This is a genomic window from Runella salmonicolor, assembly GCF_024158025.1.
GTDB classification, from domain to species: domain Bacteria; phylum Bacteroidota; class Bacteroidia; order Cytophagales; family Spirosomataceae; genus Runella; species Runella salmonicolor.
Genome location: NZ_JAMZEL010000009.1, coordinates 152788 through 166934 on the forward strand (window position 1 = coordinate 152788; position 14147 = coordinate 166934).

Consider the following 14147-nt stretch of genomic DNA (forward strand, 5'->3'; position numbering starts at 1 on the left):
CAATTGTTATGCTCGAAAACGTCTTTGATTCTCACAAATTTAACCTTTGGAAAGCCAATTTGTTAAAAAATGGCCTTGAAATTCACCACATTGAGGAAAAATTTACCCGCCACAACGGCCACGGCGATGCGCTTTTTTCGCTGTTGATGCTGGACGCGACTACCCCCGAGGGCGACAAAATCCCCCCCATTTGCTTCTTGAAGGGCGAGGTATTGTGCGTGTTGGTGTGTTTGATTGACGAAGAAACCCGCGAAAAATACCTGCTGCTGGTTCGTCAACGCCGCATTTGCGACGGCTCGCAGACCTACGAGCACCCTGCCGGAATGCTTGACAGTGAGTCGGATGCGGTCAAAGTGGCCGCCAAAGAGGTGTTTGAAGAAACGGGGATGACGGTCGAAAAAAATCAATTAATTCGCTTGTTAGATTACCCCGTCTATCCTTCTACTGGCACGAGCGACGAAACCATGTACTATTTTTATTGCGAGCTCACGCTCCCCAAAGAAAAAATCATGAGCTACGATGACTTGTTTATGGGAGAAGCCTCTGAACATGAGCGTATTGTAACGGTGGTGTTGCCTTTTGCCGAAGGACATCGCCTCATCAACAATGCCAACGGTATTTTGCTCAATTTTCTCTATCTCAAAGCCGTTGGAGATTGGGATTTGTTGAAAAAACTGTAGACGATGGCATGGTTATTTAGGGATAATTTGTAAATTGTTATGTCCTTTTGGGCGAGTCAACACCATTTGGCAGTTAGAAACAAAAAAAGAAGCATGAAAAAGATTAAAGAAATAGCCTCAAAATACAACGTAAGTGAAGAAACCGTTTCTTCATTATTGGCAGGACTCAAGCTGTCGGGCGGCCGCCAGGTACAATTCAATATCCCCGAATTGGGCGGTATGGGCCAATGGCAGGGTGGTATGGTCATGATTGGCGATATGTTTAACAATGCCTTGAAGGCCAAAGTGGCCGAATTGTGCGCCGAGCTGGTGCCGCTCTCGCAGACGATGGCCGAAGAAGAGAAGGCCGCCGCTCCCAAGAAAAGCAAGACCGATAAAAAAGCCGAACAGGAATATTCGTCGCCCGCGTTTAGTGGTAGCCAAAACGGGAGTAAATACGCCTACTTCGCGGCTGAAAATGTGCTCGTTGTCGAATTGGAGCAGGACGGCAAAATCACCAAATACAGCACCAAAGGATTTCCGCTCACGGGCGTGCAGCAATCGCAAGACAACGGCGGTCGTAGCCTCAGTTTTACCTATCCTGGTGGAACCGTTACGGTAAAAGATTTGAAGAAAATCAAGTAAAAAGCCCACTAAGTCAACCGCCCCGAGGATTGGAATTTTGCCCAACTTCTCGGGGCGGTTTTGCATAAACCAAGGTGGATTTGCTATACTTGCATTCGGTTGCTCCATGCGGCAGCCCAACGACACAATGGCAGCAAAATATCTGGGGCTTTTCTTTAGCGATTATTCCCTTCTTTGGCAACAAATCAAACGAATCATCGGTGTTCATAAACATTGGCTCTACGTGGCTGATGAACAAAGTGTGAGCAGCGTGAAAGAGTTTTTCGAGATTGAATTAGTTGATAATGAAGGAGATGTTGTTTCGTCGGAAGAGTTTTTTTTGCGGGAACAAGTCGTGCGGGCAAAACCCGTGGTGAAAGCATTACAGGCCCATATCAGCGCCATCCCCACCGAAATGCAAGCAGATTCGGTCTTCTTTTTTGAAATGACGTGGGCGGTCAGAACGCCTTCAGGGGATATTTATCTGCGCGAACTGCACGAAGCGTTTCAGGAACTGTTGGATTCGTACCCCGTTACCATCGTGTGCGTCTACAACGAGTCGGTGTTGTTGGACGAACAATTGCTTTTGGGCTTGTTTTCTCACCCCGAAATTTACACGCATGAGGGGCTGAAAGCGAATCCGTATTATTTGCCGCCCCGTATTATTAAAAAAAATCAACTAAAACCGCGCTTCAACTACTGGCTTTCCACCATTGATACGCATCAGGTGGTGGATGAAGTACAGGTGGCGGTGGAAACAAACGACGAAAAACAGGCGTACCCTTTGGAGCGGCCTTTTCAAACCATGACCGCTCAAACCAACGAAGGGCGCTGGAAAATCAGGTGTCTGGGAGAGGTTCGGATTTACCGCGAAAATGGCCAATTGATTGACTGGAACACCAAAGCAGGTGCTACGCGCAAATTAAAAACCCTGTTTGCTTTTTTGTTGATTCGCGGCGAAAAAGGAGCTAATACGGAAGAATTGGCCGATTTGCTCTGGTCGGAAGCCGACAGCACCGAGCAGTCGCTGAATCGTTTGTATCATGCCATCCGTTTTTTGCGGCTCGTGCTCAACGGCCATGATGATGCCTCAAAACAATCTTCTTTCATCGTGCTTCAAGGCTCAATGTATTATTTACGACTGCCGTACGACAGTTGGATTGACCTGCCGATGTTTCAGGAGTTGTGTTTCAAAGGCAATCAGCACCTGAAAGAGGGCAATTTGGAGCAATGTAAGATTTGCTACGAGTCGGCGGAGCGGCTTTATACAGGCGACCTTTTTATGGACATTCCGCTCAAGTACGTAGAGAACAATGAAAACGATTGGTGCTGGAGCAAACGCACGTGGTACCGAGAGATGTACTACAAACTTCTATACAGTTTAGCAAAAATTCACCGGCAAATGGGGAATCTTTCGCTGGCGATAAACTACTGCGATAAAGCCCTCGGCGAAAATCCCAATTTGGAAGAAGCCCACAAAGAAAAATTGCTGGCATTGGCCGAATCAAAGCGATTTGACGCACTGCACCGACAGTACCGAATCTATACTGAATCGCTCAAAAAATTCAATATCGGAGCACCTTCGGAGGAAATCAGACAATTATATTTGAATCTTTCTAAAAAGAATTAAAATACTACTAAAAAAACCAAAGAAAAACCAAAGGATTGTTTTCTACATTTGGGTATGTTTTGAAAGTCAACTCAAATAAACAGTTCCCAATGAGCACCTGTCCCTATCACAAAATAAGCGAAGAATTCAAGCCTTTTGACCTCACAAATCCTTTTCCCTTTTATAAAAAATCGAGGGACGAGCAGCCTGTATTTTACAGCCAAGAATTAGGGTATTACGTCGTGACCCGTTACGAAGATATTAAGGCGGTGTTTAGCAATTGGAAAACCTACACGTCCGAAAATGCCCAATCGCCGTTTAAACCGATTGCGCCGAAAGCCAAGAAATTAATGGAAGACCAAGGCATGATTGGTCTGTCGGGTCTGTCGGGACGCATCCCACCCGACCACACACGTATACGCCGTATCGTTAGCATGGCGTTCAACCTGAGTCGCTTCAAAAAGCTCGAACCGGGCATCAGGGCGTTGGCCATTGAGATGATCGAAAAGTTTGAAAACGAAGGCCACGCCGAAATCGTGAAGCAGTTGGCGTATGATTTGCCCGCCTTGGTGATATTTATGTTGTTGGGGGTACCCAACGAAGATGTGCAGCAGGTAAAAAGCTGGGCCGAAAGCCGCCTACTGATTACTTGGGGCGATTTGACGGAAGAAGAGCAGTTGGTTCACGCCCAAAATATGGTGAGGTACTGGGAATATTGCCAAAACTTGGTAGCGCTGCGCAAAGAAAATCCTACCGACGATTTGCCGGGAGATTTGGTGCGGTTGCAGGCCGAAGGTCACGAAATCAGCGACCGCGAGATTGCGGCGATTTGTTACAGTCAGCTGTTTGCAGGCCACGAAACCACCACGTCGTTGATGGGCAATGGCATTCGCGAGTTGTTGCTCCATCCCGAAAGTTGGAAAGCCATTTGCGAGAATCCAAGCCTGATTCCCAACGCGATTGAAGAAATCCTGCGGTTTTCGCCTTCGATTGTGTCGTGGCGTCGTAAAGCACTGGAAGACAGCGAAATAGGGGGCGTGACCATCCCAGCGGGTTCCAATTTATTGTTGGTGATGGGTTCGGCAAATCGCGACGAAGCCAATTTTGAAAACGGAGAAACCTTTGATATTCAACGGCCCAACGCCAAAGAGCACCTGTCGTTTGGCTACGGCATCCATTTTTGTTTGGGTTCGCCCTTGGCAAAACTCGAATTTAAGATTGTGTTGGAAGAACTAACCCGCAAGATTCCGCACCTCACCATCAAAGAAAATCAAGTCTTTCAATTTGCCCTAAATACCTCATTCAGAGCGCCCGTGGCCTTAGAAGTGGAGTGGTAAAAAAGCAGTCAAAACCCTTTTCGTAAAATGAAATACACGTTGTTTTTTAAAGAAGCTTTGCCCGAAGAATATTATTTGTTGGGCGGCAAAGGGGCAAGTTTGGCCAGCATGAGTGCTGCTGATTTGCCAGTTCCCGTTGGTTTTTGCATTACTACCCACGCTTACTCCGACTTTTTGCACGGTTCGGCGCTTGCCGAGGCTATTTACGAAAAAGTAAACGGCATTGATTGCACCAACGTGGCCGAATTGGATAAGGTATCGGAAGAAGTGCGCGGTTTATTATTGGTAAGTCCGTTGCCTTCCGAAGTAGAGCATAGCATCAAAGCTTCGTATCACCAACTTTGTACCCTCGCGGGAGCCACCAATGACCTGCCCGTGGCGGTGCGGTCGAGTGCCACCGCCGAAGACCTGCCCGATGCGAGTTTTGCGGGACAGCAAGATACCTATCTGTGGGTGGTGGGAGAGGAGGAGGTCATCGAACACGTACGCCGTTGCTGGGCGAGTTTGTACACCTCGCGGGCCATCAACTACCGTCGCAACCAGCAAATCAAAGAAGACGAAGTGCTGATGAGTGTGGTGATTCAAAAAATGGTCAATGCTCGCACCGCTGGCGTAGCCATGACCCTCAATCCGACCAACGGCGACCGCTCCAAAATCGTCATTGACGCTTCTTGGGGGCTGGGTGAGGCGGTGGTTTCGGGAGAAGTTACGCCCGATAACTTCTTGGTAGACAAGGTGATGATGGAAATTCTTGCGTCAAATATTCAAAACAAACACATCGAACACGTCCCCGATAAAATAAACCGCCGGGTGCTGACGCGCGAGATTGTGGACGAGCGGGCCACGCAGCCCAGCCTGAGCGAAGAGGAGGTGAAAATCGTGTGTCGGATGGCAAAAATTATCGAGAAACATTACCGTTGTCCGCAGGACATTGAGTGGGCGATTGATGCCGATTTGCCCGCTGGTCAGAACTTTACGCTTCTTCAAAGCCGCCCCGAAACGGTCTGGTCGCAGAAAAAAGCCGCCGCCGCTTCCTCCGTCAAAACGGGTATGGAAGGCATTTTGAATACCCTTATGAACCCTTTAGCAAGTAAAAAATAAACCACGCGGACGAATCGAGCCGTTGGAAATTCGTCCGTAACTGTTCACTTTATCCTTTAATCATTCGTAATTATGTCTTCTCAAAAATTCATCAGTCCTTACGACCACAAAGCGCCCGAAGGTGCCGAAGGTTGGAAGGAATTGTACCCCTACTACATGGTATTTCAGGATAACCTGAAACAAAACGAAGAAGCTAAATTTTTCTTTTGCGATTCGCAGCACTGGCCCAATGTGTTTAAGCCTTTTGACGCCATTACGGTCGAATTTGCCGTAAAATGCCTGAGTCAGTACAACACGCGTCAGTGGTTGATACCGCCCGCCAACGGAATTGACTTTAAAATTCACAACGGATATTGTTACATGAGCCCCGTGGGGGTTGCGCCCGAATTAATCGGCGACCGCGTGCCGCAATTTTTGGAACGCGCCGGGTATTATTTCATGAATTGGAATGATTTGCTCCAAAACTGGCATAAAAAAGTAAAGGGTGTCATTGATGAAATGGAAGCCGTAAAATTTGAGGCGCTTCCAGAAGTGGTTGACATGGAATGGGTTAAGGGCGGTGTTGGGCTTGACCCAACCTACTACTTGATTCAGAATTACGATAAAATGATTGATTTGTGTTACAAAACATGGATGTATCACTTCGAATTTCTGAACTTAGGCTACGCGGCTTACCTCGATTTTTTCGGTTTTTGTAAAGAAACTTTTCCGGGCATTCCAGATTTGTCGATTGCTAAAATGGTGCAGGGCGTGGAAGTTGATTTGTTCCGTCCCGACGAAGAATTGCGTAAATTAGCCAAATTGGCGCTTGAATTGGGCGTGGATGAGGTGGTCGCCAATCAAGAATTGACGGCGGCGTTGGAAGCGTTGAAAGCAACCCAAAACGGCCAAAAATGGCTGGATGCTTGGGAATTGGCCAAATATCCGTGGTTTAATTTTACGACGGGTAACGGATTTTACTCAACCGATAAATACTGGATTGAGCACCTTGAGATTCCTTTTGGCTACATTCAAGATTATCTGAAACGTTTGCAAAAAGGCGAAAATATTGACCGTCCGAAGGAGGCAATCGCGGCCGAAAGAGACCGAATCACGGAAGAATACCGCGACTCGATTGCCGACGAAGAAGGCCAAGCGGCGTTTGATGCCAAAATCGGCTTGGCACGGGTGGTATTTCCGTACGTTGAAAACCACAATTTCTACATTGAGCACTGGGCAATGTGCGTTTTCTGGCGCAAAATGCGCGAACTAAGTGCGGTGTTTGTGGAAGCAGGATTTTTCAGCGATATCAACGACATGTTTTATTTCCGTCGCGAAGAAATTCACCAACTTCTGTTTGACTACGGTCGTGGTTGGGCCATGGGCGTGCCTTCCGTCGGTCCCGATTATATTCCGACCGAAGTGGCGCGTCGTAAAAAAATCATTGATGCCCTTTCGACCGCCGCACCCAAGCCAGCTTTCAATGAGCCGCCGGCCTTGGTGACCGAACCCTTCACGATTATGCTTTGGGGTATTACGTCCGAAAGTGTGCAGGGATGGTTGCAAAGTGGCGAAACCACCAATCACCTCAAAGGAATGGCGGCTTCGGCGGGCAAAGTGGAAGGCATTGCGCGGGTCATCAACAGCCCCGACGAACTGGGTCTTTTGCAGCAAGACGAAATCTTAGTGACGCGCGTAACGGCGCCGAGTTGGGCCCCTGTTTTTGGTAAAATCAAAGCCACCGTGACCGACATCGGCGGCATGATGTCGCACGCGGCCATCGTTTGTCGTGAGTACGCCCTGCCCGCCGTAACGGGTACAGGCTCGGCCACTACCACCATCAAAACGGGCGACCGAATCATGGTCAATGGCTCAACGGGTGAAGTAATTATCCTCGAAGCTGCCTGATTTTAGTTTTTAATCTATTTTAATAAGAATGTTGATTGTGAAGGTGTTAGGTGATAAAAATGCGTAATGCCCAAAACATTCAACATTCTATTTTTACCGCTATTTCTTATCTTAACGTATTAATGAACAACTACGCACATATTCTCAAAGCGGCCGAAAAGTACATGCGGGTACGAAAAAACGACGTTCATATCCCGATTTCTTTTCACTACGCGATGAAACTGGCCGAAAGCTACCCAAACGCCGACCGAGATGTGGTGGCGGCAGGAATCATTTTGCACGACATCGGTTGGTTTTCGATTGACGAAGATGATATTTTTAAAAAAGGCTTTCAGACCGAAAATTATCTTCAGAGCGACGTGCGGTATTTGCACGAATCGGAAGGCGTGCGGCTGTCGGCAGAAGTGCTAAGGCCTTTGGGTTATTCGGAAGACTTTATTAAAAAAGTGCAAACCATCATCGACGGTCACGACACGCGAGGGTTTGCGCGGTCGGCCGAAGATGAGATTGTGCGAGATGCCGATAAGCTGTGGCGTTTTACGGTCACGGGCGTGAGTATTGCCTCCGATTGGTTCAAACAGACCCCGAGTCAATACTGTGCGCGTTTGCTCACCGATGTGGTGCCGCAGTTGCACCTGCCCGAGTCGATTGAAATGGCGAAGACCGACTTGGTCGAGACCGAAAAAATGCTTTGTTGCGACGTAATCTAAACGAATGGAAAATTATATAAACGGGAAATGGGTAAAACCACATTCGGCCCAATACGCCGATGTGCTCAACCCCAGCACGGGCGCTGTTATCGAAAGGTTTGCGTGCAGCAATCCTGAAGATGTCAATGCGGCGCTGGAGTCAGCAAAAGTGGCGTTTAAATCTTGGAAAAAGACGCCCGTTGCTCTCCGGGCCAAGTTGCAGCACCAAGCCGCGCAATTGATGCGCAAACACGCCGACGACCTCGCCCGAACCATTGCCAACGAACTCGGCAGGCCGCTGGCGGGCTGCCTGACCGAAATTAGTCGAAGCGCCGATTTGTTCGATTTTTACGCAGAAGAGGGCCTTCGTTTAAAAGGAGAAGTGCCATTGCATAACCTCGAAGGCGAGAAAGCGCTGATTGTGCGCGAGCCCGTTGGCGTGGTGGTGGCTATTACGCCGTTCAATTACCCGATTACGCTGCTGACCATGAAATTGGGCGCGGCGCTGATGGCGGGTTGTACGGTGGTGTCCAAACCCTCAGAAGATACGCCGCTTTCGACGCTGAAACTGGCCGAAATTTTTACCGAAGCAGGCTATCCCGAAGGGGTTTTTAATGTCATTACGGGCTATGGCTATGACATTGGAAATGCGCTCATTGAGCACTCAATAACGGGCAAAATCGCCTTTACGGGCGGCACGGGCACGGGGAGGCGCATCGGGGCGTTGGCGGCGGCGCACAATAAACGTGTCACGCTTGAATTGGGCGGTCAGTCGCCCGCCATTGTGTGTGCCGATGCGGATTTGGCCGTTGCTATTCCCGCTATTGTGCGCCATGCGTTTGCCAACAGCGGTCAGTTTTGTTACCGCGTCAATCGTCTGTACGTGCATGAGGCCATTTATGCCGATTTTTTGGACCGAATGGTGGCGTTGACCGAAAAACTAACCGTGGGACATCCGTTTTCGGGCTGCGACATGGGGCCGATGGTGAACCAAAAAATCTACCAAAACAGCGAAAATCAGGTGCAAGACGCCTTACAGAAAGGAGCACTTTTGAAAACTGGCGGCCACCGATTGACGGGTGAACTGTACGACAACGGCTGGTTTTTTCCACCCACGATTTTGGCCGATACCAACCACTCTATGCACATCATGACCCAAGAAACCTTTGGGCCCGTGGTAGGTGTGATGCCTTTTCAAACCAACGAACAGGCCGTTGCATGGGCCAACGATTCGGATTTTGGATTGGCAGCTTATGTGTTTTCGGAACAACTCGGCACGGGGCTGCGCATTGCGGAGTCGCTGGAAGCAGGCTCGGTTTGGATCAACAACATTCACCGTTCGTACCACGATGTGCCGTTTGGTGGGGTAAAACAAAGCGGAATCGGGCGTGAAAAAGGCCGCTACGGCATCGAGGCGTATACCGAATTAAAAACCATTTACCTGAATTACTAGATGTTACGCCCTCAAGACATCCCGCTTTGGGAAGTAGCCAAAATCCATTTGAACGTTCGTAACAACGACGAACATACGCTGTTTGCGTACTTGTTGGTGACCCAATTGCTGGAAAAATACCCAGAAGCCAACCCGGACGTGGTGTTGCCAGCCATTCTTTTTCACGATACAGGCTGGTCTAAAATACCGAAGGACAAGATTTTACACGCCTTTGGTCCCAATAATAAATACCCCGAATTGACGCGCCAACATGAGTTGGAAAGTGTTGCAATTGCACAAAAAGAACTGCCCGTTTTAGGGTTTCATCAACCACAAATTAACGAAATCATCGCGCTCATTGACGGGCACGATACCACCAAACAGACGCGCTCGGTCAACGATGCGGTGCACAAAGATGCTGATAAGCTCTGGAGGTATACGCCACATGGCAACCGCATCATTGGCGAGTGGTTTGGCATTGGACAAGCTGAAGTACTGGAGATTTTGGAAAATTTCGTTTGGCCAACGTTCTTGACCGACGAAGGAAAAAGGCTTTCTGGTCTGCTGTTGGAGTTGGCAAAATTGGACTTGAACTTAAAAAAATACGTAGCCCATGTTTGAGCTAAAAGATAAAATCGTTGTCATTACGGGTGCAGCTGGCGGACTCGGCCGGGCCTTTGCGCAGGCCTTTGTTGCCCAGGGAGCCAAGGTCGTTGTTTGTGACAAAAACTACGCAGGAGCGCAGGAAACGGCACAAATGTTAGGTGGATTGGCCCTTGAAGTAGATGTAACCAGCGAGCAATCCGTGGAAAAAATGGCGAATGAAGTGCTGGCTACCTTTGGTAAAATTGACATTTTGGTCAACAACGCCGCCATCTATGCCACCATTCAACGCAAGCCTTTTTATGAACTCACAGAAGCCGAATGGGACTTGGTGCTTGACGTCAATTTGAAAGGCGTCTGGTTGGTGTCAAAAGCCGTTTGTCGGTCGATGCGCGCCAATAATTACGGCAAAATCATCAACATTTCTTCGGCAACCGTCATGAGTGGGTCGCCCAATTGGTCGCATTATGTGGCCTCCAAGGGGGGCGTCATTGGCCTGACGCGCTCGATGGCCAAAGAACTGGGTGATTTCAACATCAACGTCAACGCCATTGCGCCGGGCTTTACACTCACCGAAGCCAGCTTGGGCCTGATGGAAAATGCTGCGAAATACGGCGTAGACCGAGGAGCCATCAAACGCCCGTCAACGATGGAAGATATTGTGGGTACGGCGCTCTATTTGGCTTCCCCTGCCGCTGATTTCGTAACGGGCCAAACCATCGTGGTGGACGGCGGTAAGCAGTTTATTTAGCCAATGGCTCGGTCCATAAAACAGTCTTAAAAAGAAAATTATTTACTGTAACTATCTGTAATACAATGCCAAAGGTAATTTATATCGAAAATAACGGAACAGAGCACCAAGTGGATTTGCCGTTGGGGGCTACGTTGATGGAAGGAGCCGTTCAGAACGACATCAAAGGAATTGTGGCCGAATGTGGCGGCTCGTGCATGTGCGCCACCTGCCATATTTACGTGGATGAACAATTTATGGGGCTTTTGCCCGAAATGGAAGAAGAAGAAAACGAAATGCTCGAAGGTGCGACCGCCGAGCGCATGTCCAACAGCCGTTTGGGGTGTCAAGTACGTATTTCCAACAAATTGGACGGAGTCATTGTCCGTATCCCTGAAAAACAATGAGTGTAAAAGTCGTCATCATCGGCGCTGGGCACGGGGGGGTGCAGGCGGCCGCGTCGTTGCGAGAAGAAGGATTTGAGGGTGAAATCGTGTTGATTTCGGAAGAAAATGACCTGCCCTACCAGAAACCGCCACTGTCTAAGGGCTATTTGCAGGGAAAGCAGTCGGAGGAAGCCATTTTGTTTCGTTCCCCGCATTTTTTTCAAAACAACCAGATTGACCTTCGGTTGGGGGTCAATATCGCTCAACTCGATACGGTGGGGCAGTTGGTGATTACGAAAGAAGGTGAGACCATCGACTACACGCATTTGATTTTAGCGACGGGGGCCGCCAACCGCAAATTGACGATGGAAGGAGCCGCCGACGTGCTTTACCTGCGTACCTTAGCCGATGCCAAAGCCATTGCGCATCGACTGGAAACTGCTCGTAAAATAGCCATCATTGGCGGTGGGTTTATCGGCCTCGAATTGGCCGCGTTGGCGCAAGAAAAAGGCAAAGAAGTAAGTGTTATTGAGGCGCAGTCGCGTTTGATGGAACGGGTGCTACCCGCTGTTATCTCGGATGTTTTCCAAAAAACGCACGAGCATAACGGGGTTCAAGTATATCTAAATACTCTGACAAAATCCATTGATAATCATTGTGTTATAACCAAAGATAACAAGAAGATTGAGGCAGATTTGATACTGGCGGGCATTGGGGTGATTCCCCAAACGTCGTTGGCGGAGGAGGCGGGAATTTCCTGCGAAAATGGTATTTTGGTAAACGAATTCCAACAAACTTCGGTCGCCAACATTTACGCTATCGGCGATTGTGCCAATCATTACAACGCTTTTGCCCAAAAAAGACTGCGGTTAGAATCGGTTCAGAATGCCGTTGACCAAGCCAAAACGGCCGTAAATCACGTATTGGGCAAAGCCCAACCTTACCATGCAGTGCCGTGGTTTTGGACCAATCAATACCATTTGAAACTCCAAATGGCGGGAATTTCGGCGGGATTTGACCGCTATGTACTGAGAGGCGATGTCGACGCCGATAAGTTTTCGGTCTATTATTTCCAAGAAAATCGGTTGATTGCCGTTGATTCGCTCAATCGTCCCGCCGACCACCTCAATGCGCGTAAATTATTGGCGGCCCAGATAAGTCCCACCGACGCTCAAATCGGCGACTTGAATGTGAACCTGAATCAATTGTTGGGTTAAATCCGCCCGCAAATTATGTAGGATAAACCGAGTTAGTTCTTCCTAAACTCGCTCGGAGCCACCCCCGTGTATTTTTTAAACAAACGTGTGAAATGAGCGGGGTCTTTAAAGTTTAGAAAGTAAGAAACTTCTGATATTGAGTAGGTTGTGTTGAGTAAATATTTTTTTGCTTCGTTGATTAAGTATTCGTGTACCACTTGCAGGGCAGATTTTTGCACTAAGTTTTGACAAATTCGATTGAGATGAACGGCCGTAATGTTTAACTCATTGGCGTATTGATTGATAGATTTTGACTCTTGCAACGACTTTTTGATGCTCTTCTGAAACCCCTGAAAATACTGCAACGTTCGATTGTCAGAAGTTGTCACGGGGCTGCTTTGGGTGAGGGCCTGTCGGTAAATCGTCAGGAATAATAATTGAAAAAGGGATTGCAAAACCGCCTGTTTTTCGGGGTTTTCTTCGAGCAATTCCTTCATAATCTCCGTTTTAAGGAATAAAATTCGGTTAAATATCGAATCGCCATTGGGAAAAGATAGCTGTTTTAAGCGACTGATTTCGAGGCCGATTTTGGGGGAGTTTTTGAAAAGACTCTCCAAAAACGACTCCGAAAACGTGATGACCTCGCCCACAATTTCTGGCTGAAACATAAAACCGTGCAGCGTATTGGCGGGAATGGTAATCAGACAGGGGCTTGCAATCGCAAATTCTTTGTTTTCAGACCTCAGCACGCCGCTTCCCGATTGAATGATAAATACCTGATACAAATCGGTATGCAGGTGCTCGTGAATTTCCCAATCATAGATTTTACTCCTAGTTTCTAATAATTCATGGTGGATGAAATTGGGTACCAGCGGCGAGCGATTATCACCGTATAAACCTTTAAAATTGACAAGCCCTTTTGGATTCATGTTATGTTCCGAAAATACAAGAATAAATATAAACAATTATCTTAAAAAATACATCTTGTAAATGATATAAACTTGATAAAATGTTGTTTTTTAGATATTTGTAATGTAATTTCTCTTTTTGCCTAATAAAATTTGTTCGCATAAAATGTTTATTTTATACAAGTAATATTTTAATTAATCCAAGAATTTATTTAACACGACCCATACCTTTGTTGGACTGAAAAAAGAAACTACCTCCTCAAATTTGTACCGCAATGAGCCAACTCATTTATAATACATTCGATTATGAAGTCCAGCCGCCTCGGCTTGCTCCCGATTATAAATCGACCGTACTGCGTGCACCTAGCAAGCCGTTAGTCGTCGTAAAACAGTCACTGTCGGAGTTGACAGGGCCTGTTTTCGGGGATTTTAACTTGGGCGAATTTGACCATGACCTGACCAAGAATTCCGTTAAAAATGGCGAGCCGATGGGCGAACGCATCGTGGTGCATGGCAAAGTGATGAATGAAAACGGGCGCCCGATTCCTAATACGCTGATTGAGATTTGGCAAGCCAACGCGGCGGGCCGGTACGTCCATAAAGTAGACCAACACGACGCGCCGCTCGACCCTAATTTTCTGGGCACGGGGCGCTGTATGACGGATGCGGAAGGAAACTATCGGTTTTATACCATCAAGCCAGGGGCGTATCCTTGGGGCAATCACCCCAACGCTTGGCGGCCCAACCACATCCATTTTTCATTGTTTGGGGCCAATATCACCAACCGGTTGGTGACCCAAATGTACTTTCCCGGCGACCCATTGTTGCAGTACGACCCCATTTTTCTGGGCGTGCCGCCCAAAGGACGTGAGTTGCTGATTTCAACCTTTGATTTGAGCATCACCGAGCCCAATTTTGCGCTGGGCTACCGTTTCGACTTTGTTTTAAGGGGGCATCAGGCTACCCCGTTTGAAAATGTTTAATGA

14 protein-coding genes are annotated in these 14147 nt (G+C 47.9%); 13 read left to right on the forward strand and 1 reads right to left on the reverse strand.

The features are described from left to right. Positions 1–8 precede the first annotated feature (8 nt). The 12 genes from NCI00_RS20025 to NCI00_RS20080 all read left to right on the forward strand — a co-directional run bounded on the left by NCI00_RS20025 (position 9) and on the right by NCI00_RS20080 (position 12274). On the forward strand, positions 9–680 hold the full coding sequence (locus NCI00_RS20025) for an NUDIX hydrolase (protein WP_253530516.1): 672 nt from the start codon (positions 9–11) through the stop codon (positions 678–680). Between the two features lie 93 nt (positions 681–773). Continuing rightward, complete coding sequence (locus NCI00_RS20030; RefSeq protein ID WP_253530518.1) at positions 774–1304, forward strand: hypothetical protein; 531 nt, start codon at positions 774–776, stop codon at positions 1302–1304. A gap of 127 nt (positions 1305–1431) precedes the next feature. Then, the gene (locus tag NCI00_RS20035) at positions 1432–2913 is read left to right on the forward strand and encodes an AfsR/SARP family transcriptional regulator (protein WP_253530519.1); all 1482 of its coding nucleotides are present in this window, start codon (positions 1432–1434) and stop codon (positions 2911–2913) included. 89 nt (positions 2914–3002) lie between these two features. Continuing rightward, complete coding sequence (locus NCI00_RS20040) at positions 3003–4229, forward strand: cytochrome P450 (RefSeq protein ID WP_253530520.1); 1227 nt, start codon at positions 3003–3005, stop codon at positions 4227–4229. Positions 4230–4256: 27 nt separating this feature from the next. Continuing rightward, positions 4257–5330 (forward strand): PEP/pyruvate-binding domain-containing protein, encoded by a 1074-nt coding sequence (locus NCI00_RS20045; protein ID WP_253530521.1) that lies wholly within the window; start codon positions 4257–4259, stop codon positions 5328–5330. Positions 5331–5402: 72 nt separating this feature from the next. After that, positions 5403–7217: a PEP-utilizing enzyme gene (locus tag NCI00_RS20050; RefSeq protein WP_253530522.1), complete on the forward strand. Its 1815-nt coding sequence runs from the start codon at positions 5403–5405 to the stop codon at positions 7215–7217. A 59-nt stretch (positions 7218–7276) separates the two neighbouring features. Continuing rightward, a complete protein-coding gene (locus tag NCI00_RS20055; RefSeq protein ID WP_253530524.1) occupies positions 7277–7927 on the forward strand; it encodes an HD domain-containing protein in 651 nt (216 codons plus the stop codon). 4 nt (positions 7928–7931) lie between these two features. Then, positions 7932–9359, forward strand: a complete 1428-nt coding sequence (locus NCI00_RS20060; protein ID WP_253530528.1) for an aldehyde dehydrogenase family protein — start codon at positions 7932–7934, stop codon at positions 9357–9359. Continuing rightward, positions 9360–9959: an HD domain-containing protein gene (locus NCI00_RS20065; protein ID WP_253530532.1), complete on the forward strand. Its 600-nt coding sequence runs from the start codon at positions 9360–9362 to the stop codon at positions 9957–9959. Next, positions 9952–10692 carry an SDR family NAD(P)-dependent oxidoreductase gene (locus NCI00_RS20070; protein WP_253530534.1) on the forward strand — a complete coding sequence of 247 codons (741 nt, stop codon included), beginning with the start codon at positions 9952–9954 and terminating at the stop codon, positions 10690–10692. The genes NCI00_RS20065 and NCI00_RS20070 overlap by 8 nt, the downstream gene beginning before the upstream one ends. A 65-nt stretch (positions 10693–10757) precedes the next feature. Then, on the forward strand, positions 10758–11078 hold the full coding sequence (locus tag NCI00_RS20075) for a 2Fe-2S iron-sulfur cluster-binding protein (RefSeq protein WP_114065926.1): 321 nt from the start codon (positions 10758–10760) through the stop codon (positions 11076–11078). Further along, positions 11075–12274, forward strand: coding sequence for an NAD(P)/FAD-dependent oxidoreductase (locus NCI00_RS20080; protein ID WP_253530536.1), 1200 nt, complete (start codon positions 11075–11077; stop codon positions 12272–12274). Before NCI00_RS20075 ends, NCI00_RS20080 begins: the two co-directional genes overlap by 4 nt. Before the next feature lie 32 nt (positions 12275–12306). Here the strand turns inward: NCI00_RS20080 and NCI00_RS20085 are convergent, their stop codons facing one another. Beyond that, positions 12307–13182 (reverse strand): helix-turn-helix domain-containing protein, encoded by an 876-nt coding sequence (locus NCI00_RS20085; protein ID WP_253530540.1) that lies wholly within the window; start codon positions 13180–13182, stop codon positions 12307–12309. A 254-nt stretch (positions 13183–13436) separates the two neighbouring features. On the opposite strand from NCI00_RS20085, the gene pcaH reads away from it, so the two are divergent. Next, on the forward strand, positions 13437–14144 hold the full coding sequence (gene pcaH, locus NCI00_RS20090; RefSeq protein WP_253530543.1) for a protocatechuate 3,4-dioxygenase subunit beta: 708 nt from the start codon (positions 13437–13439) through the stop codon (positions 14142–14144). The last annotated feature ends 3 nt before the right edge of the window (positions 14145–14147 follow it).

What these genes read in the sequence shown, in the direction of transcription:
- NCI00_RS20050 (WP_253530522.1), top strand. Translation starts at nt 5,403, where the DNA reads ATGTCTTCTCAAAAATTCATCAGTCCTTACGACCACAAAGCGCCCGAA.
- NCI00_RS20080 (WP_253530536.1), top strand. Translation starts at nt 11,075, where the DNA reads ATGAGTGTAAAAGTCGTCATCATCGGCGCTGGGCACGGGGGGGTGCAG.
- NCI00_RS20055 (WP_253530524.1), top strand. Translation starts at nt 7,277, where the DNA reads ATGCGTAATGCCCAAAACATTCAACATTCTATTTTTACCGCTATTTCT.
- NCI00_RS20045 (WP_253530521.1), top strand. Translation starts at nt 4,257, where the DNA reads ATGAAATACACGTTGTTTTTTAAAGAAGCTTTGCCCGAAGAATATTAT.
- NCI00_RS20065 (WP_253530532.1), top strand. Translation starts at nt 9,360, where the DNA reads ATGTTACGCCCTCAAGACATCCCGCTTTGGGAAGTAGCCAAAATCCAT.
- NCI00_RS20075 (WP_114065926.1), top strand. Translation starts at nt 10,758, where the DNA reads ATGCCAAAGGTAATTTATATCGAAAATAACGGAACAGAGCACCAAGTG.
- NCI00_RS20085 (WP_253530540.1), bottom strand. Translation starts at nt 13,182, where the DNA reads ATGAATCCAAAAGGGCTTGTCAATTTTAAAGGTTTATACGGTGATAAT.
- NCI00_RS20040 (WP_253530520.1), top strand. Translation starts at nt 3,003, where the DNA reads ATGAGCACCTGTCCCTATCACAAAATAAGCGAAGAATTCAAGCCTTTT.
- NCI00_RS20060 (WP_253530528.1), top strand. Translation starts at nt 7,932, where the DNA reads ATGGAAAATTATATAAACGGGAAATGGGTAAAACCACATTCGGCCCAA.
- pcaH (WP_253530543.1), top strand. Translation starts at nt 13,437, where the DNA reads ATGAGCCAACTCATTTATAATACATTCGATTATGAAGTCCAGCCGCCT.
- NCI00_RS20070 (WP_253530534.1), top strand. Translation starts at nt 9,952, where the DNA reads ATGTTTGAGCTAAAAGATAAAATCGTTGTCATTACGGGTGCAGCTGGC.
- NCI00_RS20035 (WP_253530519.1), top strand. Translation starts at nt 1,432, where the DNA reads ATGGCAGCAAAATATCTGGGGCTTTTCTTTAGCGATTATTCCCTTCTT.
- NCI00_RS20025 (WP_253530516.1), top strand. Translation starts at nt 9, where the DNA reads ATGCTCGAAAACGTCTTTGATTCTCACAAATTTAACCTTTGGAAAGCC.
- NCI00_RS20030 (WP_253530518.1), top strand. Translation starts at nt 774, where the DNA reads ATGAAAAAGATTAAAGAAATAGCCTCAAAATACAACGTAAGTGAAGAA.